General features: G+C 51.8%; 22 protein-coding genes. 3 read left to right on the top strand and 19 right to left on the bottom strand.

What is annotated here, in order from left to right:
* Window positions 1-6 precede the first annotated feature (6 nt).
* The 4 genes from tnpB to ACMZ66_RS00155 form a co-directional block, all read right to left on the bottom strand.
* A complete protein-coding gene (gene tnpB / locus ACMZ66_RS00170) occupies window positions 7-384 on the bottom strand; it encodes an IS66 family insertion sequence element accessory protein TnpB (protein WP_416933308.1) in 378 nt (125 codons plus the stop codon).
* An 11-nt stretch (window positions 385-395) separates the two neighbouring features.
* Entirely contained in the window at window positions 396-704 is a 309-nt protein-coding gene (tnpA, locus tag ACMZ66_RS00165) for an IS66 family insertion sequence element accessory protein TnpA (protein ID WP_416933306.1), read from the bottom strand.
* Between the two features lie 246 nt (window positions 705-950).
* Complete coding sequence (locus ACMZ66_RS00160; protein ID WP_416933304.1) at window positions 951-2,171, bottom strand: hypothetical protein; 1,221 nt, start codon at window positions 2,169-2,171, stop codon at window positions 951-953.
* 306 nt (window positions 2,172-2,477) lie between these two features.
* Window positions 2,478-4,163, bottom strand: coding sequence for a hypothetical protein (locus ACMZ66_RS00155; protein ID WP_416933302.1), 1,686 nt, complete (start codon window positions 4,161-4,163; stop codon window positions 2,478-2,480).
* 327 nt (window positions 4,164-4,490) lie between these two features.
* On the opposite strand from ACMZ66_RS00155, the gene ACMZ66_RS00150 reads away from it, so the two are divergent.
* Complete coding sequence (locus ACMZ66_RS00150; protein WP_416933300.1) at window positions 4,491-5,561, top strand: site-specific integrase; 1,071 nt, start codon at window positions 4,491-4,493, stop codon at window positions 5,559-5,561.
* 103 nt (window positions 5,562-5,664) lie between these two features.
* The gene (locus tag ACMZ66_RS00145) at window positions 5,665-5,913 is read left to right on the top strand and encodes a hypothetical protein (protein WP_416933298.1); all 249 of its coding nucleotides are present in this window, start codon (window positions 5,665-5,667) and stop codon (window positions 5,911-5,913) included.
* Window positions 5,914-5,939: 26 nt separating this feature from the next.
* Here ACMZ66_RS00145 and ACMZ66_RS00140 read toward each other — a convergent pair whose 3' ends face one another.
* From ACMZ66_RS00140 to ACMZ66_RS00105, 8 genes are all read right to left on the bottom strand, one after another.
* On the bottom strand, window positions 5,940-6,338 hold the full coding sequence (locus tag ACMZ66_RS00140) for a hypothetical protein (protein WP_416933296.1): 399 nt from the start codon (window positions 6,336-6,338) through the stop codon (window positions 5,940-5,942).
* 70 nt (window positions 6,339-6,408) lie between these two features.
* A complete protein-coding gene (locus ACMZ66_RS00135) occupies window positions 6,409-7,152 on the bottom strand; it encodes an isochorismatase family cysteine hydrolase (protein ID WP_416933294.1) in 744 nt (247 codons plus the stop codon).
* 2 nt (window positions 7,153-7,154) lie between these two features.
* Complete coding sequence (locus ACMZ66_RS00130) at window positions 7,155-7,802, bottom strand: cysteine hydrolase family protein (protein WP_416933292.1); 648 nt, start codon at window positions 7,800-7,802, stop codon at window positions 7,155-7,157.
* A 36-nt stretch (window positions 7,803-7,838) separates the two neighbouring features.
* A complete protein-coding gene (locus tag ACMZ66_RS00125; RefSeq protein ID WP_416933290.1) occupies window positions 7,839-8,201 on the bottom strand; it encodes a DUF7009 family protein in 363 nt (120 codons plus the stop codon).
* Window positions 8,202-8,382: 181 nt separating this feature from the next.
* Complete coding sequence (locus tag ACMZ66_RS00120; protein ID WP_416933288.1) at window positions 8,383-10,572, bottom strand: molybdopterin-containing oxidoreductase family protein; 2,190 nt, start codon at window positions 10,570-10,572, stop codon at window positions 8,383-8,385.
* A gap of 14 nt (window positions 10,573-10,586) precedes the next feature.
* A complete protein-coding gene (locus tag ACMZ66_RS00115; RefSeq protein WP_416933286.1) occupies window positions 10,587-11,012 on the bottom strand; it encodes a MarR family winged helix-turn-helix transcriptional regulator in 426 nt (141 codons plus the stop codon).
* Window positions 11,013-11,024: 12 nt separating this feature from the next.
* On the bottom strand, window positions 11,025-13,256 hold the full coding sequence (locus tag ACMZ66_RS00110) for a molybdopterin-containing oxidoreductase family protein (protein WP_416933284.1): 2,232 nt from the start codon (window positions 13,254-13,256) through the stop codon (window positions 11,025-11,027).
* Window positions 13,257-13,376: 120 nt separating this feature from the next.
* Window positions 13,377-14,183 carry a metal-dependent hydrolase gene (locus ACMZ66_RS00105; protein WP_416933282.1) on the bottom strand — a complete coding sequence of 269 codons (807 nt, stop codon included), beginning with the start codon at window positions 14,181-14,183 and terminating at the stop codon, window positions 13,377-13,379.
* A 97-nt stretch (window positions 14,184-14,280) separates the two neighbouring features.
* Here ACMZ66_RS00105 and ACMZ66_RS00100 point away from each other — a divergent pair, with 97 nt between their 5' ends.
* Window positions 14,281-15,273 (top strand): AraC family transcriptional regulator ligand-binding domain-containing protein, encoded by a 993-nt coding sequence (locus tag ACMZ66_RS00100; protein ID WP_416933280.1) that lies wholly within the window; start codon window positions 14,281-14,283, stop codon window positions 15,271-15,273.
* 32 nt (window positions 15,274-15,305) lie between these two features.
* On the opposite strand, the gene ppa is transcribed toward ACMZ66_RS00100, so the two are convergent.
* Genes ppa through ACMZ66_RS00065 form a run of 7 tightly spaced genes read right to left on the bottom strand, consistent with a single transcriptional unit; the run spans window position 15,306 to window position 21,846 of the window.
* Window positions 15,306-15,830 carry an inorganic diphosphatase gene (gene ppa, locus ACMZ66_RS00095; protein ID WP_416933278.1) on the bottom strand — a complete coding sequence of 175 codons (525 nt, stop codon included), beginning with the start codon at window positions 15,828-15,830 and terminating at the stop codon, window positions 15,306-15,308.
* 10 nt (window positions 15,831-15,840) lie between these two features.
* Complete coding sequence (locus ACMZ66_RS00090) at window positions 15,841-16,365, bottom strand: shikimate kinase (protein WP_416933276.1); 525 nt, start codon at window positions 16,363-16,365, stop codon at window positions 15,841-15,843.
* Window positions 16,365-17,807, bottom strand: a complete 1,443-nt coding sequence (locus ACMZ66_RS00085; RefSeq protein ID WP_416933274.1) for an MFS transporter — start codon at window positions 17,805-17,807, stop codon at window positions 16,365-16,367. Before ACMZ66_RS00085 ends, ACMZ66_RS00090 begins: the two co-directional genes overlap by 1 nt.
* The gene (locus ACMZ66_RS00080) at window positions 17,804-18,178 is read right to left on the bottom strand and encodes a VOC family protein (RefSeq protein WP_416933272.1); all 375 of its coding nucleotides are present in this window, start codon (window positions 18,176-18,178) and stop codon (window positions 17,804-17,806) included. Before ACMZ66_RS00080 ends, ACMZ66_RS00085 begins: the two co-directional genes overlap by 4 nt.
* Before the next feature lie 17 nt (window positions 18,179-18,195).
* On the bottom strand, window positions 18,196-19,629 hold the full coding sequence (locus ACMZ66_RS00075) for an aldehyde dehydrogenase family protein (RefSeq protein ID WP_416933270.1): 1,434 nt from the start codon (window positions 19,627-19,629) through the stop codon (window positions 18,196-18,198).
* Between the two features lie 47 nt (window positions 19,630-19,676).
* Window positions 19,677-20,399 carry a hypothetical protein gene (locus ACMZ66_RS00070; RefSeq protein WP_416933268.1) on the bottom strand — a complete coding sequence of 241 codons (723 nt, stop codon included), beginning with the start codon at window positions 20,397-20,399 and terminating at the stop codon, window positions 19,677-19,679.
* 13 nt (window positions 20,400-20,412) lie between these two features.
* On the bottom strand, window positions 20,413-21,846 hold the full coding sequence (locus ACMZ66_RS00065) for a wax ester/triacylglycerol synthase domain-containing protein (RefSeq protein ID WP_416933266.1): 1,434 nt from the start codon (window positions 21,844-21,846) through the stop codon (window positions 20,413-20,415).
* Between the last annotated feature and the right edge of the window lie 11 nt (window positions 21,847-21,857).

Genomic DNA, 21,857 nt, shown 5'->3' with positions numbered 1-21,857 from the left:
GCGCTTTTATGTTATCGCATCAAAAGATAGCACTTCGTTGGGAGGGAATCGGAAGATATCGTAGCCACCAATCAGCCAGTTGAGCTGATCACCCGACAACTTGAGTACATCGGACGCGTGCGCCACCGGCCAGATGAACCGAGCCTTCTCTAGGCGCTTCAACCATAAACAGAAGCCATCACCATCCCAGTACAACACCTTCACCCGATTACGAGCGCTGTTGGTAAATACATACAGTGCAGGCTTAAACACATCCGACTGCATCGACTCACTCACCAACACGACCAGGCCATTGATCTGTTTACGGAAATCGACCGGCGCACGATGCAGATACACCACGATATCCACCGGCCAGATCGTCAGATGGCGGGCCGCTTGACTCACAGACGCGTGGCTCACAAACGTGCAAGCCGTTCCAGAAGGCCTGGCGCTGTCACATCCGGCAACCCCAGACGCACACCATTCGGCAGCATCACCTGAACGCCAGGGCTGTACTGTGCTTGGGCTGTTTGCGTCGTCACCCTGACAAAGCCAGATGCTGCTTGCTCAACTTCGCCACCGTGATCGCGCCACCACGATTTGTACACGTACAGCTTCTTCACTTCGAGATCGTGCAGCCTTGCGTACTCCGCCGCTGTGCCGTCGAACGACTGCAGCGCTTCCAGATGGGATTTCCAATACAGCTGATTCTTCGTCAGTGCCATGCCTGTCTCCTTTATCGAAACAGACTGTTCTACACAATCAAATCTAGCATCGGTACACGTCGTTCGCAGAGCGCTTACCTTGGACGGACAGACGCAGCGACAAAAAGCCAGCCAGCCAGCCGAAATATTGAAGGCGGGCACCGCTTGGCCCTAAGGAGTTTGACCTGTGTGTCACTGTGACCATTTAGGGGAATAGCGCTGGCTGTTTTTCAATGATGACGACGCTCATCCACGTCGAATCTAACATCACCCGAACACTGGCATCGCGACTTCTTGAAATCGTTTGCTGTGCGCCTCGTTGTTCTTAAACGCGTCAAGTGCATCAGTATCTTCGCGAGCCATCCGCCAAGCATTGAACAGCAACTGCTCAATGTTGCGGCGAAGCTCCTTAAATGTATTGTTAGACCAGTAGCGTCGACGCCACGCGAACACCAGCAATTCTTCGTGCGGTTTTTGGGTGGCCGGTGTCAACTTACCAATTCGTTCGGCATACATTGCCTGAGTGGATGCCATCACAACGTGATCACCTTCGTTGAGGGGAAACGGGGCTTGTGCTGACTCGGGGCCGACAATGTGAGCCTTGATCTTGCTGTGGTCCTCCGAGTAGCGCGTGGCCACCAAGTGAGCGCCGGTGTTCTCAAGGGCCACAATTCTCACCTCTCCAGAATCCGGCATTCGTCCTTTGACCAGGATGGGTAACAGGAGCGTCCCCGCAGGTCGGCTAACGTGATACCCGTGGCGCAAGCCGTAACCATCACCAGTCGCCATATAAGTCGGCAGAGAAACCAAACCCCCCGACACCATGCTATCCGGCCGGGTCATGAACTCCCGCTGCTCTAGGCCGTTATCAGAGGAGTCATCAATGATGATCTCACAGAAGTCGCAAGCATCGGTCAACCACTTTCCAGCGAGGTCGCCCGCGACACGCCAGCCACAATAGCCCGGCAGACTAGACAACACGACCTTTCTCATCTTGCACGCGTACATCAGCTCAACAATTTGAGCAATAACGGCCTCATTATCGATGGCCGGATCCAATGCCACAGTGTCATAGGGCGGCGTTACACGTTTTCGACGGTTGCGCGATCGCGTCCCGCCCCGTGACGGTTGATTCGCGGTCCGACCCGCACGGCCAGGCTCACCAGGATTCATCTTCTTCAGCAGCGGTTCGAGCTTTTCAACTTCCGCTGCAATGACGTCATCGGGTCGACCAGTCCCCAATTTCGTGTCACCCAGATCCTGATGAAGTTTCTCAACCCGCCAAGATTCGACCTTGTACGCGTGGACCCATTCAACCAGCGGGTCATAGACGTACCCTTTAACACCCCGGTAGGCCATGACGCCAAAACTTGCCGGACCTGGCTCCGACGCCGTCGCAACTACGTCTGTGAATACCGTGGCTGCGCTGCGTGCGGCCTTTTTGCGCTCTTTTGTTTGCTCTTTAATTTTTTCGTGCTTCTCACTCACACGCGTTCCCCATCCAGAAGGAAGATGTAAGCGAGATTATTACAGATGTGATGCTAAAATCTAGGTATTTATAAAATTGGTGGCGATCTTCTACATTTATCTATCAGCGGGACCGCTATGTCATTAGTGACAATAGGGCTATATTGCCTTGAAAAATATTGTGTAATAATGAAAGTTTGGTGGAATTTAGTGGGAGACTTAACCTGGGCCAGTCCCGCAATCCCCTAGCACACAGCCCGCAAGCCACAGGGACCGGCGATCAACAAGATCCGCTGCGACCATGCGACAAAGTCACCCGCGGTCCCATCACTTCAAGACGGTGGTTGAAATTTCCGCAGCTTGGAGAATACGGTTCATGACCCGATCAACCTGGCGGAGATTTGCACCTTGGATTTCTAGCGTGAAGGCGCGGCGGACCGTGTGGCCCGCGACCAGCACGCCTTCCTCTGAAGCCACACGCCGGCCTGTGCCGACAAAATCTCCACGTTTCGCGCCTGCTACGTGCATTTCGAGCTGGCGGAGTTCGATCAACCCATCGACCAGATTTCGAGCTTCCGTTCGGTCTTCGTCGAGGCGTCCCGAGTGCGACCAACACATTTGCGCGATGCCGTTATGATAGTCGTAAGCCGCATAGGAAAATCCCAGCGGGCTCCCTAACAGCCTATTCGCGAGCTGCTCGCCAATCACCAAACATCGCACCGCCTGATCGCGACCAATCAACCACGGCGAGCTGGTATCGGTGCGCCAGCCATGATCTTTGATTTTCCACAAGCCCTCAATTTTGTCTCTTAAACCGGCAACATCAACGGGCGCATCAGAGGGCGCTTCCTTGATCAGAGCCTTCTCCTCATCTGCCAAGTCCAACCGGTTGAGCGCAGTAAACGCCTGCTTACGATCTTCAACGTTGTCAGCGACACGACAAAGCAGGCGAAACGCCATATTCGCCAATGGAGACTCGGTGCCTTTAAAGATGCGCCTGGCTTCTCTTTCGACCCACCAAGCGGCCCGGCAATCGAGGCTTTCGTATTGCCAAAGGCGAAGAAAATCGCGTAGTGGGCTACAACTACTTAACGCATCAAGACTCATCGGAACTTGGTCTTTAAAGCCTGCTAACGCATCTCGCGTTTTTTCAACGAGAAAAGCGTGAAGGGCTTGCGATTGATCAAGGATTTCTGGGTCACTGATGTCTCTCGGAAGCTCATGGTGCAGGCGATATCCCTGACGTGCCTTGGGACTCTCATCAAAGGCGGTACGACGCGCTTCCGCCACTGCTTTAACCACGTCATCGAACACAGGACTGTTGACGTATGCAACCACGTCTGCGCGCTGATTTGTCCACGTAGATAAGATGGCCTGACACAAAAACAGCGTATCCGAGAAATCCGGAATGCTATCCGGCGTGTCGCCCTCAAACAGTCGCACATGGCGATCTAGGACTTCATCTTGGCCAAGATACGCTTTGATCAGATCTTGCTTATCCGGATTTGAGAACCCCTGTTCCACCACATCACCAGACACCAGTGTCGGGAGCAAGTAGGGCAGGCCGGGCAGGCGAATCTCGCGCACCGGCGCGTTGCCGCTTAATTCGACCAGCGCCAGTTTGTGATTGATGTGTTTGGCACTGAACTGCGTATATAGACGAATGATAAAGCGATACAGCTGGGCGGGTTTATTGTCGTACCGGGCATATCGTGGGTTGCGTTCCAGCTCATCCAAGCCATAAAAGCCTTCACCTTCCAGCTTGAAGCACATACTTTCTTCTCGCTTCCCGCTGGGTTCTTCCATGCAATCTGTAAAGCTGACATCACCCACAAACTGGCGCGACTTGGTGCAGTACCAGCCCACGTGCGCCCCGTCGGCTTTTCTGCGCTCCACCAGCAACGCCAGCATGATGCCCCGCCGAAAGTGCTCCATTTCGCCAACCTTACCTAGAGACGTATCCAGTCGACCGTCATCTTCGTGGTATCTGAACGAAATGCCGCGCTTACTCATGTATCACTGTACCGTTTCAAGCTGGTTTTTATGGGACGCGGCATTATAAAGATCTCCCGAACAGTCGCAACTATTTAATTACACCAGAAATCCTTTCTATTTACGTTTAACTTTTATGTATTCTTTCCGAATCACATCTCATATTTGTCCACTATCAACTTATTTAGTCAATATATTTTACATAATACTCACAAAATTTAGCTACGTACAAACCAGCTATAATTAACTAGTCTTTATCCATAACTATCGATAACCTACGTTCTCGATAGTTATTTAGAGCGTCAATTTTGCATCGATATCGGAGCCCCAAAATAAGCGATCAAAGCCATGGATGAATCCTCGGAGCTAGTGGTCACTGTACCCAGTATTCGCGTCGATTTTTCACCCATCGAAGGATCTGTGGAGCGCAACGCGCTCCAAGAAGCCGAACTGAAGGGCATCATCGACAACGCGCAGCGCTTGTTACGTAAAGCACGCTCTGAGGCCACCTGGACTGCTTACCAAAGTGATTGGCGACAATTTGAAGCCTACTGCGAAACCTACAAGCTGCCAGCGCTCCCTACGACCACGAACACCTTGATCTCATTTCTATCCAAACAAGCAGCGGACGGACTCGCACCCTCGACAATCAAGCGGCGTCTGATCAGCATTCGCGTGGTCCACAAAGGCAGCGGCTATCCACCTCCTGATGATGAACCCGCCGTCAATGAACTGATGAAAGGCATACGTCGCGACGCTCAGCGGGTCCCAAAAAAGAAAAAAGCTGCTCTGCCTGATGACATCACACGGATGGCTAACATGGTCACGGAGCAAACTCGGAAAGGCTTACGTGATCGGGCGCTCCTCCTCTTTGGCTTTGCGGGGGCGTTTCGACGTTCCGAACTCGTCGCCATCGAAATAGATCATCTGGCCTTTGCTGACGAAGGCGTCAGGGTGACGTTACCGTCTTCGAAAACCGACCAAGAGAGCCAAGGCCAGGTGGTCGCGATACCAGCCGAACCCACCTCACCCCACTGTCCTGTGCAAGCGCTCAAAGACTGGATCACCGTGAGCGAGATCACCAGTGGTGCGGTCTTTTTGCGCATGCACAAAGGAGACGCCATCGGTCAGTCTCAAATGACGCCACAAAGTGTGGCGCTCGTGGTGAAGGACCACGCAGAACGCGCCGGACTCGAACCCGCCCACTATGCGGGCCATAGCCTACGCCGAGGCTTTCTCACCTCAGCTGCACAAGAGCGCAAAAATCTCTTCAAGATGGCCGAACACTCACGCCACCGATCACTCGAAACGGTCCGCGAATACGTCGAAGATGCCGCTCGATTTGACGATCACGCCGGGAAGGGGCTACTCAGCACCGAAACCAGCCAAGAGCGGGTCGACCCTGATGAGCCGATTTAGTCAAATTCTTCTGCCTTCACGCTGACAAGAGATGCTGTGGATTTATCCAGTTATAGCGTTACTATATAAGGAAAGAAAGCGCATCAGCTCGGAGACCGACGCCATGAACGGCTTAGTGGTAGATATTAATCATCATCGAGGCATGGTGGCCATACGGACACCCCAAGGCTTCTCAATCTTTGAATTGATGGGTGAGGACCCCGTTGAACTTGGCGATGAAATCGCATGGAAAGACGACACGGCGTTGGGTGGCAATATGATCCACAACCGCACCCAGTACGAGTCGTATGAGGTGTACTTTCAGAACCATCATGTCTCGCGTGCTACCTTACGCCGACAGATGCTGTATTAGCCAATCAAACCGTTACCACAAACCTTCTAACCAAGCAGATCGGCAAAGGAATCGAAGGTCAGTTTGAAATGATGATCCGATGCCCACTCACGGTTGCGTTCATCGGCCTGATCGACCGTAACCCGCCCTTCCGAAATCATAGACACCATCAAATCTTGTCTCCGACCGATCGTTAAATCACTCGATTCCCTTCGTGCTTGCTTGGTGGCGCGACGATCATCAATAGCGGCGCCACAGCGTTGCGACACTGCATAGTCAATGGCCGAGCACTCCCCTAATCCGATCCGTCGTCTCGCCACCAATTTTGCATAGAGCGACAATTCGTCCGATGTCAAAAGCGCAACTTCTGTGACACACCCTGTGTCGAGGGCTTGAAGGTAGCGGCCGTGCTCAACGGCAAAGCTGATATCGACTTCTTCCGTCACGGCTCGATAGGCTCATTTTGCCCACCAGCTCGAATTTTTCTATCTGGTACCTGCTAGATACAAGAAGCGCTTAGCCCTCAAGTTCCTTTATAGCTTCAACGGAGGTTAACACTCGATGTGCAACCAAGGGGAAACTTTCATTGAGCGCTAATTCGTGTCCGACAGGGGAAAATGCCGCAATACCATCCGAAACCACCGTGACGTGGTAACCGAGATCAACACCGCTCCGCACTGTCGCTTCGATACAGGTATTTGAAATACATCCGCCCACTATTAGGTGGGTGATGTCACGACTCTGTAGTTGCTCGTGTAGGTTCGTCTCGGCAAAACCACTGGAGCAAGAGTGCTCACTTGACACGATATCGTCTTCTTGAGGCTCAAGGCCGCTCACATACTCGCCACCAAACTCCCCCGTTGCAAACGCCTGACTGCCAATCTGCTGGAGTTGTGCTGGCGCAGGGAAGGTTCGCTCTGAGTGGGACCCTTCGCGATATCGATGATGAGGTGCAAACGCGACCGTAGTACCCGTGCGACGCGCCACCTGCACAAGGTGCCTGAGGTTCTCAACCAACCCGTTATCTTCAGCAACGAGCCGTACCAACAACCACGCGCCCCCGTCTTCGGACATGAAGTCGTTGTAGGGATCAACCACCACCAACGCGGTTTTGGGAGCAGGTGCCATGTCAGCGGACACCGATCCATCCGCGCCGATCGTCTGTTCTGAGTTGCGAGCGGAAGCGCGAATAAACGGTCCAACGACGGCAGCAATCCCGGAAATCAACAGCGTCTTAATCGTCTGTCTTCGTGTACTCATCGTTAGCTGACCTGGTTAGTTTGCGTATCTTCGACAGCAGATCTAAACGATTCGAAGTCCAAGATGCTGTGTGCTGTGCGCGAGAAGGTATGCCTGAGGTGTTTTTTAGTGGTGTCTGAATCCGCTAAGCCTGTCACATCTTCCAGCACCGTAACGTGGAAGTCATACTGCACTGCATCTCGAACTGTAGAGTCCAACGAGACGAGCGTCAGCGGTCCGACGACAACCAATCGTTGCCACCCATTATCTTCCAACACCTTTCTTAAGTTCGTTTGGCTAAATGCACTGAACAGCGCACGCGGCGGCAGGACAACGTCACCCGCCACGGGGCTTATTGCCGATGGAAATCTCGCGCCAACTGGAGACGACAGCCGCGATTTCAACATCTGATGGCCAGCCGTGGGAAAGGCATGATTCGCACCCGGATCGTAGGGACTGTAGATCAGTCCAAAATTTTTCGAACGAGCAAACTCAACCAGCACCTTTAGGCGCTCTGCAAATGGGGGATCTTCTTGCAACAAGGCTGTTTGCGTATCCACCAACAATACCGCCGTATTCGACGCTGGATACGCTTGATACCCCTCTAACGTATTGGCTGTGTTCCAGCGAATCAACCAATTAAAGAGATCGTTCACCCATCGATCAAACATCGTCGACCATTTGCCTTAAAAAGATCTCATTCACCGTCAATGTTGAAGATTCGGATTGGCAAAGGTACCAGTTTGATCTTCACCGTCTGCCGGATTGATGCAGGTGAAATCCTTCTCAATCAGAATTTTGGTCTCTCCCTCAGCAATGGGCGAAGCGCCACGAATCGACACTTGCTGTGACCTCGCCCACTCTTGTGCAATCTCTTCCGAAATCGTGACCTCTATGGTTGAGTCAATGAACGCCGCTTGGACATCCTCTCCACTCACAGATAGACGGTACAACAGCGCCCCACCCGGCATGCTGGTCTTACCCACAACCGGTGTACCTGCCGCAATATCCGCGACCTCAGGTTCCAACAAGCGCAGACGTATCGAGTCTTCTAATAGTCGTAGCTTCATTCGTCCCTCAACTAACTCGTTGCGTTTTGGTTGGGCTTTGTCGCCGGTAAGAATTTTCTTTTCACAAAGCCATCTATCCCCGTTTCCTTAAACGTGAACAACTTGTTGGCCACCTTAGACATCAACTTGGACTTGAGCTCAAGCATGCGATGTTGGCGTGCGGTTCTCTTGGTCATGATGCTTAAAGTTCTCCGTTCAGTAGTTCGGGTTTCTCTACTTTGACGACTCGACCCGGGTACCCTTTAAAGTGTGGGATACCTTGTTCGTGGTCTAAAAACTCATCGTCATCTGAGCACAGAACCGCATCACTCGATAGAAAAGCGCCACCAAGTTCAGCTTGACCTCGAAGCTCTGGATACCACCAACCATGTGGGACACGCAGGTGACCTTCTTTCATGTTGTCTTTAACCGCAAGCTCTGCCGTTACTTGACCATAGGCGGTTTGCAGTTCTACCCAATCGCCATCGACCAACCCTTCTTTTTCAGCATCTTGAGGGTGTATGAAAATACTGGGCAGCGGACAACGTCTACGCAGTTCAGGAATGTTGCGCTGTCCCGTTTGGAAAAAGGGGTCTTCGCGGACACCCGAGAAGACGGCGTAAGGAAATTCCTCCGTGAGCGCCGGTCCCTCTCGGTAATACGGCACAGGGTCAAAGCCCAAATCTTTTAGAATCGAAGAGGACAGTTCAACTTTGCCTGAAGGTGTTGCGAAACCTGTCTTACGATATTTCCGGAACTCAGGAGTTTGCATTTCCATAAACCCGGTCTTTTCAAAATCCGCGAACGTACGCCCCGATCGTGAGAGTCGATGATCGATCACATCTTCAATGCTCTCCCAGGGGAATCGGTTCCCAAAATCGAACCGCTTCGCGAGGTCCTTCCAAAACTGGTATGTGCTACTGATGTCTTCACCGGGTTCCACGGACTTTTGCGACAACGAAAGCCGCGTGGTCCAACTCCAACTGTCCGCCACATGGTTCCGTTCGCTAAAGACATCACCCGGCATGACATAGTCCGCCAACATGGCGGTCGGCGTCATAAAGATTTCATGGGCGACTATGAGTTCTTGATTCATCATCGCCTTTAGGATCTGGTGTTGATTCGGGTAACTCATGAGCGCGTTATTACCCAAGACAAAGAACGCTTTCACCGGATAAGGATCTTCCGTGGCCATCGCGCGAAATAGGTTCGACGGGTTGGCCATGTGACACCCCATCACGATGTCCGCATATGGGAAACCCCACACCTTCTCGGTGGGTTCTTTAAGCATTTCCGCGACTCTATAGGTATATACCGGATGATCGTCGTAACCCAGCTGCTTGGCTTTTTGCTCTGCCGACAGCTCTTCATGGAGCGAGATTTCTGTCTCAGGAATATAGCTTTGGTTGAAGCCACCCAGCGTTTCTCCACCTACGACATCAAGGTTACCTGTGACGGCCCGTAGAATTGAATGCAGTCTAATCGCAGAGGTGGATGAGATCTGCATATCGGTAATCGGGGTCCAAGGGATGATCGCACCGTCAGCATTGGCATACATCCGTGCGGATTCTGCGATCAGATTTCGGTCGACGCCGGTGATTTCTTCCACGCGTTCGAGCGGATATTCATCTACGCGAGCTTTTAGCTCATCAAAGCCCACACACCAATCACGTACAAATTCTTTGTCGTACAGCTCCTCGTCAAAGATGACTTTTAGCCAACCCAAACACATCGCCGCATCAGTACCGGCACGCAGTCTGAGGTGAAGGTCCGCGACTTCAGCTTGTTCGGAGACGCGTGGATCTAGCACGATGACTTTTGCACCCCGAGCCCTAGCCGCCTCGATCTGGTTGTAGATCGGCGTCCACGAATGTTTCTTCGGGTTGTGTCCAAAGAGCACGATGCAATTCGTATTTCCGAAATCGCCCATCGGAAACCAACCGTAGGTGAGCTTGTTAACCGCCGCGGTATTGCCCGCACACAGCGCTACGCCACTCGTCCAGTTCGGTGACCCCAAGAGGTTCATGAACCGTCGATCTGTGCCATAGGTCACTTGTGTGTTCCAACCTGATGTTGAGACGGCAAAGCTCTCAGGGCCATATTGATTGACGACCTTCTTGAGCCTCTCGGCAATCTCATCCATTGCCTGCTCGTAGGAAATTTCTTCCCACTTATCCTCACCGCGCTCACCTACACGTTTGAGTGGCTTACGCAATCGATCCGGATGGTTATGGATGCTCGGAGCCGCAACGCCTTTGAAACAGATGTTGTTCGCCAGCATCGGATTATCATGCGCGATAACCCTGCTCACTTGGCCATCTTTTACTTCGGTTCTGACCTGGCAGCCAATGTCGCAAATACTGCACACCGAATATTTTGCTTCTGCACCCATAATGTTCCCTCTCCTTAATTCTGGTTTAGCACTAACGGTTCAGTTAGTGCGGATAACAAATCTTCTAGCTGCGCTCGCCCCGCCAGACCCAGCCGTTCGGCCAACTCTGTCTGGGCCGAATACCATAGTGGCGCAGCTTTCTTGAAGGCATTCATGCCTTTACGACTTAAATGAATTGTCTTACTACGGGCATCACGGCCGACCTTCATGGTTACCATGCCCATCTTCTCCAACACCTTGAGATTCCGGCCGAGCGTGCTCCGTTCCAAATCACTCGCCGCCGCAAGGTCTGTCAGCGTAGGTGCATCGAGGCTGCGTATCAGATTCATCTGTGAAAACTGCGTCACAGTCAATCCAGACGGCGCTAATACCTGATCGTAGGTCTGAGTTAGTTTGTGTGCAGCGGTGCGTACGTCGATACAAATACAGTTTTCGTTCATGCTTGAGATAGCCTAAGACACTTGTTTTCGATAGTAATCGAACGTTTCTATTTCTTCATTGGGATCCCGGTTACGCTCGACGCCATAGGGTTGTATACGACAAGCAACGCCTTTCAATTGAGGTACGCCCTGCTCGTAATCCAGATGATCATCGTCATCCGGACAAATCTGAGAGTCTGAATACTCCCACGCACCCGACAGGGAACCATCACCTTCCATGCGCTCTGGTTGCCACCAACCATGCGGTACTCGGACAATACCCTCCGGCATCCTTTCCTGGACCTCCACGCGTGCTTTCACACTGCCGTTAAGGGTGACTACCTCTGCCCAATCATCCTGCGCAAGACTCGCCGCCTCAGCATCTTTTGGCGACACAAAAAATTTGGGTTCGGGATTGCGTTTGCGTAACCGCTCCACATGACGGTGCATGGTCTGAAAATACTCATCTTCCCGTACACCAATGAACATTCTGAGCGGATAATTCGGATCATCAATGGGGTCTTCCCGCCAATACGGTAACGCATCAAACCCGAGATCATCGAGCACCGTCGAAGTAAGTTCGACTTTACCCGTCGGCGTGGCAAACCCCGTGCGTTCATATTTCTTAAAATCGAAAGGTCCGAAGTGATAATTTTGTTCGGATGAGAACTGATCAAACGTCGCGCCTAACTTTTCCAGACGATGATCGTAAACGTCCTCAATCGACGCCCATGGGAAGTGCTCGCCTAATCCCATTCGATCGGCCAGCCCTTTCCAGATGTCATACGCTCCTCGACATTCGCCCGGTGGTTGCACCACTTGTTGTGAGAATCGATAGATACAAGTCCAACCGAACCCATCTGCAAGCACAGGGCGCTCCAACCAAGAGTCACTGGGTAGGATATAGTCCGCCAACTGCGCGGATGGATTCTTGATTTGATCAAAGGCAACAATCAAATCTTGTTTCATCATCCCTTTGTAGACGAGCTGCATGTTCGGGTAGCTCATCAGGGCGTTATTCGCCATCAAGAAAAGTGCTCGCACCGGATAAGGGTCATCTTCCGCCATGGCCTGAAAGACCGCGGTTGGATGAGCCATAAAATTACCACCGATAAAGTTCACCCATTCGTGCCCCCAAACTCGCTCCGTGGGTTCTCGCAAGTACCCCATGGCTTTGTAGGTATACACCGGGTGTTTTTCAGCACCGAGCTGTAACTGCCGCTTCTCCTCTGGCAACGCATCATGCAGCTCCATCGCCACTTCTGGCACGACATCCGGATTAAATCCCTGCATCGTCTCACCGCCAGGGACATCTAAGAAACCACAAATGGCACGAAGAATGCTCTGCAGTCGAATCGCCGAGGTTGAGTTACGCTGTTGGTCAGTTATGGGCGTCCATGGAATGACCGAAGGACCTGCAGCATACATGCGAGCAGAGGCTGCGATGAGTTCGCGATCGACACCAGTAATGGCTTCCACCCGGTCAAGCGGAAACTCATCGACACGCGCTCGAAACTCTTCAAACCCATGCGTCCAGTTTGTGACAAACGCTTTGTCGTATAACTCTTCATCGAGGATCACTTTTAGCCACCCGAAGCAGAGCGCGGCGTCGGTACCCGGCTTGAGTTGCAGCCAATGATCGGCACGTTTGGCACTCTCGTTGTATCGAGGGTCGATCACAATGAGCTTCGCACCCCGATCCTGTGCTTGCAGAATGGAGTTGTAGATCGTGGTCCATGAGTGGGGTTTCGGGTCGTGACCGAACAGCACGATGCACTCCGTGTTGCCGTAGTCCGGCCACGGAAACCACCCATAGGTCAGTCGGTTGACCGCGGATGTGTTGCCCATGCACACAGCCACGCCACTGATAAAGTTCGGGGAACCAACGAGGTTCATAAAGCGACGCGCCATGCCCGAATCGTTTTGCACGATCGCGGGCGACATCGATACCGCAAACGACTCAGGTCCGTATTGATCAATGGTCGATTGAAGCCGCGACGCAATGTCATCGAGCGCCTCGTCCCAAGAGACTTCTTCCCACTCGCCTGAGCCTCGTTCGCCGACGCGCTTGAGCGGCGTCATCAGTCGCTTTTCGTCTGCAAAGATGGCTGGAGAATTGACGCCTTTGATACACAAGTCCGCATGCATCGGTCTTGGATCCGTGGCTTTGATCCGGATGTCGCCAACTTTTCCGCTCTCGGGGACCTCAGCACTCACCATGCAGTGAATATCACAGCTCGCGCACATCACCCTCTTGGCAACCATTTGTTCTCCTAATCGACGTTTAATGGACTTGTGGGTATATACCCGCTAAATTGCAAGTATATACCCATAAACTTTGGTTTGAAAACCACTTATCCCATTATCGGCGAGTTATCGCGGTGCCTATGCCGCCGCTTCGCTATAAGACGCCTCCCACGCTGCGAGCAAGTCAGTCGTATCATGCTGTGCGGGGTGGTATCCGGGCACAAACCATTCACGATACCGCAGCCTAATTTCTGCGGAGAGTCCTGTCCTAGCAAACAGAATGTCCCACGCTTCTCGCCAATCCCGTAGGCGTGTACGTGTACTGTTGTGCCGCAACATATAGAGCATCATCCGAATGATGTTCTTGAGCACCAAGGTCATCGCTCGGCGCATAGCGACATGGAGCATCTTTTCGGTGCCGCCCACAGCCTTGAAGACATCAAAGGCGACGGACTTATGCTCAAGCTCTTCAGCGCCGTGCCACTTCCAAAGCTTGGAGAGCGTCGGCGTGGCATCCTCAAACACCGTTCCGTCTTTCAGTACAGATTCGCCCATAATCGCCGTAATGTGCTCAATCGCAGCTGTACCCGCGAGCTGTTGAAGGGGCGAGAGGTGCTTGCGAGCGAACTGTAGATCCTTCGCAAAAGGATCCTCCATACGCGCCAGGTCGTATCCTCGGACTTTGCACAAGGTTTCGTTGTACCGGCGGTGTTCACGTCGATGGACACCCTCTTGCGCACAAAACCCGCGTGCCTCAGCCACCAGCGTCGGGTCCTCAAGATCATCGATATAGTGCCGAACACTATCGACAAACATCTTTTCACCGAGCGGAAAGGTCATCGACATTGCATTAAAAAAGGCCGTGGCCACTGGATTTCCAGCGACCCAATCTTGACTAAGCTCATCATCGAGTTCGAACGTCACGTTTCGAGACTGAATCGTCATCACTAACACTCCTATATTTGACTCAGGCTAGTGTAGAGTGAGATCGCCAAACCAAGGGGGTACTATCCCGTCATTATATGGGTAAAATACCGTCATCATGATGGCGCATGCATTCGAACAATTAGTGGCGGTTTTGTCGGCAGAGGGTTTGTCCCCCACCGAGGTGTTTTGCGACTACGATCTCCAAGCCGTGATGCGGGATATCGAACAGTATCCGACAGAAACACAAAACCAGCTATTCATGATCGCATTACGCGCGACACAGCAACCCGCCCTTGGTGTTCGCTTAGGTCGAGAGCTCAACGTGTGCACCCAAGGCATGTTCGGATATGCCCTTTTATCCGCAAGCACACTGGGTGAGACGCTCGATCTCTTCATTCGGTACGCCACCACCCTCTTACCGACCCTTCGTTTTACAAAGGTCATAGAGAACGATCAGGTCTGGATCTACGCCGATGCGCGCGGTCTGCCCACCGCACTGGATGCGTTTTTTAAACACTTGGTGTTCACCACCATCATTGTGACGCGGCGGTTTCTGATCGGCGATGTTCCCACTGTAGAAACGTTTGCCATCAACCACCCCCCTTCTGAAGATGATGATGCACTGGCGGCAACCTTCCAAAACATAGAATGCAACGCCGAACGCACCGCGCTGATCTTCCCGCGAATCGGCCTTGAAATCCCGGTGCAAACAGCCGACCCAATCGCTAAGCAGATTTTCAAACGCGAGTGTGACCGTGTGATGCACCAATCTCGAGCCAAAGGCATCACCTCTGCCCGCGTACAAGACGAATTGCTAGCGGCAGGCAGTGCTTATCCAAAGCTTGCCCACATGGCAGCCCGCTTATCAATGAGCGAAAGTACGTTGCGGCGACGCCTACTCGATGAGGGTTTGCGCTATCAAGACGTACTCGACGAAGTGCGTCTTAAAGTGGCGACCGAGTATCTAATACGTACGACGCTACCGGTCGCTGATATTGCCGAACTGTTAGGATTTTGCGACGCGGCGAGTTTCCGCAAAAGTTTCAACCGATGGACAGGGCGAACCCCAAACTCGTTTCGTACAACCGAGGTCCCAACGGCACATTAGTAACTGCCCGGCAGCACCACGCTTCTCGGAACCTATGAGGCATTATGGACTGCCGTCTCGATCATGTGCTTTGCCTCGCTCGAATCGCCCCATCTATCAATCTGCACCCATTTTTCCCCTTCGAGGTCTTTGTAGTGCTCAAAAAAGTGGGCTATTTGATCAAGGGTAATCTGCGGTAAGTCACTCACTTCTTTCACATCTTCATAGCGGCGAGTCAAAGCAGCTGACGGTACGGAAATGATTTTTTCATCTTGTCCTGCTTCATCCTTCATGATTAACACACCGATTGGTCGACAGTTAATTACCGCTCCAGGGGTGATGGCTCGAGTGCTTGCCACCAGAACATCAATAGGGTCGCCGTCGTCTGAAAGAGTATGTGGGACAAAACCATAGTTACCCGGGTATCGCATCGACGTATAGAGGAAGCGGTCAACAAAGAGCGCGCCTGATGCCTTATCCATCTCATACTTAATCGGTTCACCACCCACCGGGACCTCTATGACAACGTTGATGTCTTCCGGTACGTTTTGGCCGACTTTCACGGCTTCTAGGTTCAATGTAATCTCCTCATCTGTTACTGATAGTCAGCTCGTTCGTAATCTGATTAACAACGTCGCTAACGGAACGCATCGCATCCACGGAGAATGTTCCATAGCGCAAGTAGAGCGCTCGCCTTTCTTCAAACATCGGCATCAAACCAGAACTCAGATCCGCTGCAATACCGCGCTGTGAGAAGTCACCAAGTCTTTCGAGCATAGTTTCATAGTCGATTTCGAGAAACACGATGGCACTAGAGTTCGACAGGTACTTCATGGCGTCGTCGTCATATACAGCGGATCCACCAGTGGCAATGACTTGCCCACATAGAGTTAGCTGCTGTATGCAATCTGCCTCAGCTTGACGTAAAGCATCGATCCCACGTTCGCTTAGGTACGTCTGAAGTGAACATCCAATGCTCGTCTGCAGCTCAATGTCGGTGTCTACGAACGGCCGCGCCAGTACCTTGGCAAGCTGGACGCCAACCGTGGACTTTCCAGAGCCCGGTAGACCAATCAGAGTAACGCCATTTTTTCCACTATCGAACGCAACCACTACGTTGGAGCAGAACGACTATTCTGTTCTTCTCGAATCGCTCGTAAGTTTTCTTCATGTACTTCGCGATCGATCTTGTAAAAGCCCAAACACCAAATCATGACCATCCACAAAGTGAATAACGTGGGTGCATACAACGCGCCTAAGGTAAACAAAGATTCCTCTGGCACGTTACCGGGCATCACACCTGCGGGGAACTGAGCGATTGAGAGAATAATCGTCGCTGTCACGATGCCCACGCCCTGCACAAGCTTTCGCGTAAACGTGATCGCTGAAAAAAAGACACCTTCAGACCGTCGCTTTGTTTGCCGTTCTGAGTCTTCAACCAGATCGGCAATCATGGCAGCCATCAGTGTTTGAAAGCCAATAATCAAACCCCAATCAAAAATCGTAATGGTCAGAATGATTGGGAATAGCGAGTCACTACCATTCTCAGGCATGATCCCAAGCAAGCGGAGCACGACAGCAAGTGGCGCCACAGTGAACGCCAATATGCCCACAACGATAGCGCCCTTTTTCTTCCCAAGTCGCCGAGAAACCAATGGCGCGATCATCGCGCCTAAACCAGCCGACACGACCAATGAGATCGAGAGCAGGCTGATTTGTTGATTCGAAAATTCCCAGAAATAGGAGTTGATGTAGAAATTCAACCCAGCGCTAACGCCTGTGGCGACTGATCCAAACAACGCGGATAGGAAAAGCGCCAGAAAGGATCTCGTGGCTAACGTCTGAAAAAGATCTCCATACACCCGCTTCAAGGTGAACGGTGTTTTCGTCGGCGGCTGTTTCAGCCGAGGAATGAAGCTATGCGTACCCAACGCCGAAATCATGATGGCAAGAAACATAAAGAGCGACGCGACCAACCCCATACGATTGAAGCCATCGACGTTGAACATGCCATTGGCAATTTCTTCTGTTGGCACCAATAGAAATGCAAGCGCAAACGAGCCCATCAACGCACCACCGGCCCAACCGAAGAAGTACCGATAACTCAGCATGCTCGTTCGGTCGTCGTAATCATCCGTCATCTCTGCCACAAGTGCAGAACTAGGCACCTCATACATGGTGATGAGAAGGCGAACGAACACTGCGAGGGAGGCGATGTAGACAAACGCGAGCGCACCGTCAAGCTCGGCGGGCGGATTCCAAATAAAGAAATAGGAAACGGACACTGGCACCGCAGCGAAATACATAAACGGATGACGCCTCCCCCAGCGGGAGTGCAGGTTATCCGAGAAGTAGCCAACCAACGGATCAGACAACGCATCGAATACCAGCGCGGTTGTCAGCGCGGCGCCAACAATGGCAGCGTCATATCCCAAGACTTGGCTATAAAACAACAGGAAGAAATAGTCGAAACCATTATTCTTGATGCCATACGCAACCGCACCAAAGCCATACGAAGCTTTCGTGTGAAATGGGACGCTAGACTGTTCCGTCACGAAAGCGCGGCGCGTGCAAAACAGATTCGATATCCGTCCCTGTCTTTAACGCAAAAATCGACAGCACCCCAAACGTGCTCTGTTGGCGGATAAACAAAGTCCGCACCTGCCGCTTCATATTCCTTATACAGCGCATCAAAATCACTCACCCAGATATATGCGCTGATCCGTTCGCCTTCTAATTCCATGTGTGAAACTGGATGCTTTTCTTCTCCGGCCACCAGATGTATCTCAGTCTTATCCCGGGACAAGCTTGCAAACGACGTCTCGTGGCGAAGCGTCGTCTCAAACCCGAGAACGGACTCGTAGTAATCAATCGACGTATCAATGTCGTTCACGACAAGTTGTGTCAAAGCAGGACTAAACATCATCAGCTCCTATACGCGAGTTAAGACGCAACGTTGTAACCCAGCAAGGCTTTCGTTTCCAAAAACTCTTCCAAGCCCCACTTCCCGAACTCGCGACCATTACCGGATTGTTTGTATCCGCCAAATGGTGCACCCGGATCAACGCCAGCACCGTTCAGATGGACATTGCCTGCTCGAATCTTTCGCCCAACTTCAGCCGCATGCTCGAGGTCGCCACTAGAAACATACGCGGCAAGCCCATACACCGTATCGTTGGCAATCTCCACGGCGTCATCTTCATCACCATAAGGAATGAGCGACAGTACAGGACCGAAGATTTCTTCTTGAGCAATCGTCATGTCGTTACTCACATCCGAGAAGATGGTTGGTTTTACGAAGTAACCTCGATTTAAACCATCTGGGCGACCTACCCCACCCGTTTGAAGGGTGGCCCCTTCATCGATCCCCTTTTGAATGAGCGCCTGAACTTTTTCAAATTGAGTCTCAGAGACCAGGGGCCCAATCTGCGTTTCTTTATCGCCTGGATCTCCCACTTTGATTTGTTCAGCCGTCGCCTTCGCGATCGCTGCGGCTTCTTCCATCCGATTTGCGGGAACAAGCATGCGCGTAGGCGCGTTACACGATTGTCCTGTATTCATGCAGATGCCAAACGTGTCGCGTGCGATCACTTCTGGAAAGGAAGCATCATCAAGAATCACATTAGGCGACTTACCACCGAGCTCCTGCGCGATACGTTTTACGGTCACCGCCGATTCTTGTGCCACGGATATGCCTGCACGCGTAGATCCCGTAAACGACATCATGTCGATGTCCGGATGGGAGGACATCGCAACACCAACGTTGGGGCCGTCTCCATGAACAAGGTTAAATACTCCAGCCGGAACACCGGCTTCGTGTAGAACCTCAGTAAATAAAATGGCGTTTAGTGGCGCTATCTCAGAAGGCTTTAGCACCATGGTGCAACCCGCAGCGATCGCTGGGCCCACCTTGGCGGCAATCTGATTGAGCGGCCAGTTCCATGGCGTGATGAGGCCACATACCCCAATGGGTTCGCGGACGATCTTGGCAGACCCAGAATCTTCTTCCCATGTGAAGTTCTTAAGCGCGCTAAGCGCATGCATTAGATGCCCTAGACCGGACGGTGCTTGAGCTGCGTTGGCAAGTCCTATCGGCGCGCCCATCTCTTGTGAAACAATCCCTGCAATGTCGCCCATACGAGCCTTGTAGCACTCGATAATCCTACTCAGAATGTCGGATCGCTCTTCCACTGTTGTTTGTGAAAAAGACTTGAACGCGTCCTTCGCGGCAGAAACGGCCCTATCAACATCTGCCTTGGTCCCCATTGCAATCTGAGCAATCGGCTCTTCAGTGGCGGGATTGATGACGTCCAACGTCTCTGAGCCTGAAGGGGCCACCCATTCGCCATCGATATAGAATTTGTTGGTGTTGTTCATTTTACGTCTAACCTCTCGTTAACTAAACAAACTGTGCCAATTTCGGCTCAGTCAATCTCGAATTCAATATTGCCCAAAGCCCCAAAATCCGCTTTGTAAAACCCACGCTCCCCAGGCACAACCGTACCGCAAGCACCAGTGAGTAGGAGAGTATCTCCACTCGTCTCGAATCCACGAGACAAAGCTTCATTCCACATCCAAGGCACGGACTTCTCAGGCCCACCAATAGCATCAGTCATTGCTGCGGTGTTGACTGTTTCACCGTTAAGCGACAGGTGCGCACTTGCATCTTCATATGAAGGCGCCCAGTTTAAAAAGTCACCAACAATGAACTTATCCGCACCCAAATTTGTAACTACAAGATTACTAGCCGACATGTCTTCTGCCCGCGCGAACTGAACAAGGACAATCTCAATCGCAGGCGCAATGGCTTTAGGTGTGCCATGCTCATCCACAATGACTGCCAACTCGCACTCCAACTTTCGACCGGGAACATACGGAAGACTGGCAGCGGCATCATGCTGAGAGCTGGCATATAAGCTCGCAATCAGCGCGTGCTCAAGTCCAAAATATCCTTGTGCAGCTTTAGCCGTCACGCCAGCTTTGATGCCATCGGTTCCCTCGGGTGAACGCAAAGCTGTGATCTCATGTTGTACTCGATAGGCTTCGGCTAGATCGAGTTGGATGTTTATCTCAGGAATCGGAGAATGCGCACGGATCGCTTCGGCTATATCTCCTTTCAACCCTTCGGAAAGACCAACACTGCTCACATGATTCTCCTCGTCACGTTCCGAACATTTCGTCTTCTTTGAGAGCCTCGCGTAACTCATCGGCTACCTCATATGTATGCTCTACTAACGATTCTCCATTAGCGACTATTCTCGGGTCGTAGTTGTACCCAATATACAAACTCTGATTGTATGTAGTAACAGTGACCGCCAATCCCAGATTTCCGCTCAATACCATTAAAGGTACTTGCTGACGGATTTCACACCCCTCAACGAACTGAGGTACTTGGACACCAGGCACGTTTGTACAAACAAAGTTAATACCAAAATTCGGTTGCTGGAATCCTGTTACCGGCTGCTGCACTGGAGACGGATTTGCAGCTGCAAATGAAGACCAATCAAACTGAGTTCCAACAAGCTGTGATGCCGCAAAGGCCACCGGAGAAAGGCCACCCATCATCTCACCGACCAGCGCGAGCGCCTGGGCGTTACCATTATCTTTTTGATTCAGCATCTCGGCGATTACCGTATCAAGCCGTTTTAATGCGCCCATCGGAGACGCTGGAAGATACGGATAGAGGGCAGAGATACGATTCCCCAAACTTCCTTTTTCATCTTCGGTACGAACATTGACTGGGCACATTAATCTAAAGTGTTGTCCATCCACCTGCTCATCAATCGACTTCAAATAACGCGCGACTGCTTCTGTCACGATAGCCAGCGCAATATCGTTAACAGTTCCACCCAGTTCCCGGAGTTTTCTGATATCCGAAAACTCGAATTCAGCAAAACGGAGTTTTCTCTTTGGACCGACTGGCGTCATGTTAAATGAAGGCGTTATTGCCGGTTTGGAGACAAACTCCGACATTATCTGACTGGCTTTGGTCAGCTCAGCTTGCGTGTCAGAATCTGGAAGTTGAGGTGGTTCGGACCATACTTTGTAGTATGCGGCCATGCTTTCGCTCAAGAGCTGGGCAGCACTGGGGGCATCCTCAACCTCAAGAACTTGTGCGTCAGGAATATCCGCCGGTTCAGCCGAGAAATCGAATAACGTCATAGCGATTTCCACTGCGGAAGCACCATCGAGCAAGCAGTGGTGCGCAGAGTGGAGCAAGATAGTCACATCTTTGAGCCCGTGTATGACTTCAATCCGCCATAAAGGCCGAGCCCGATCTAGGAGTGGTTCGTTGAGTTCAGTCGCAAAATCCAGCGCATCCTGGAGAGAACTACCTTCAGGTAATCTATGCTCACGAATATGATTCGCATAATCGAAGTCAGGATCGTCCACCCATCGAGGATGATCCATGTTGAAGGGTACAAAAAGCAGCTTGCGTCTAAATGCAGGAAGTAAGTGTGCCCGCCGTTCTAGTCGAAGGCGCATATCTTCTGCAGTGAAATGACCATCCACTACACATACGTTAGCGAGATGTTGTGGAGTACTGGCAGTCTCCATGTAGATAAACGCAGCATCTGTTGGGGAAAGTTTCATCCGATGCCCGC

Origin of the sequence: Thalassospira sp., assembly GCF_048059015.1 — a bacterium.
GTDB lineage: Bacteria > Pseudomonadota > Alphaproteobacteria > Rhodospirillales > Thalassospiraceae > Thalassospira.
Note: the sequence above shows the minus strand (reverse complement) of the source record. Positions and strands in the feature narration are given on the sequence as shown.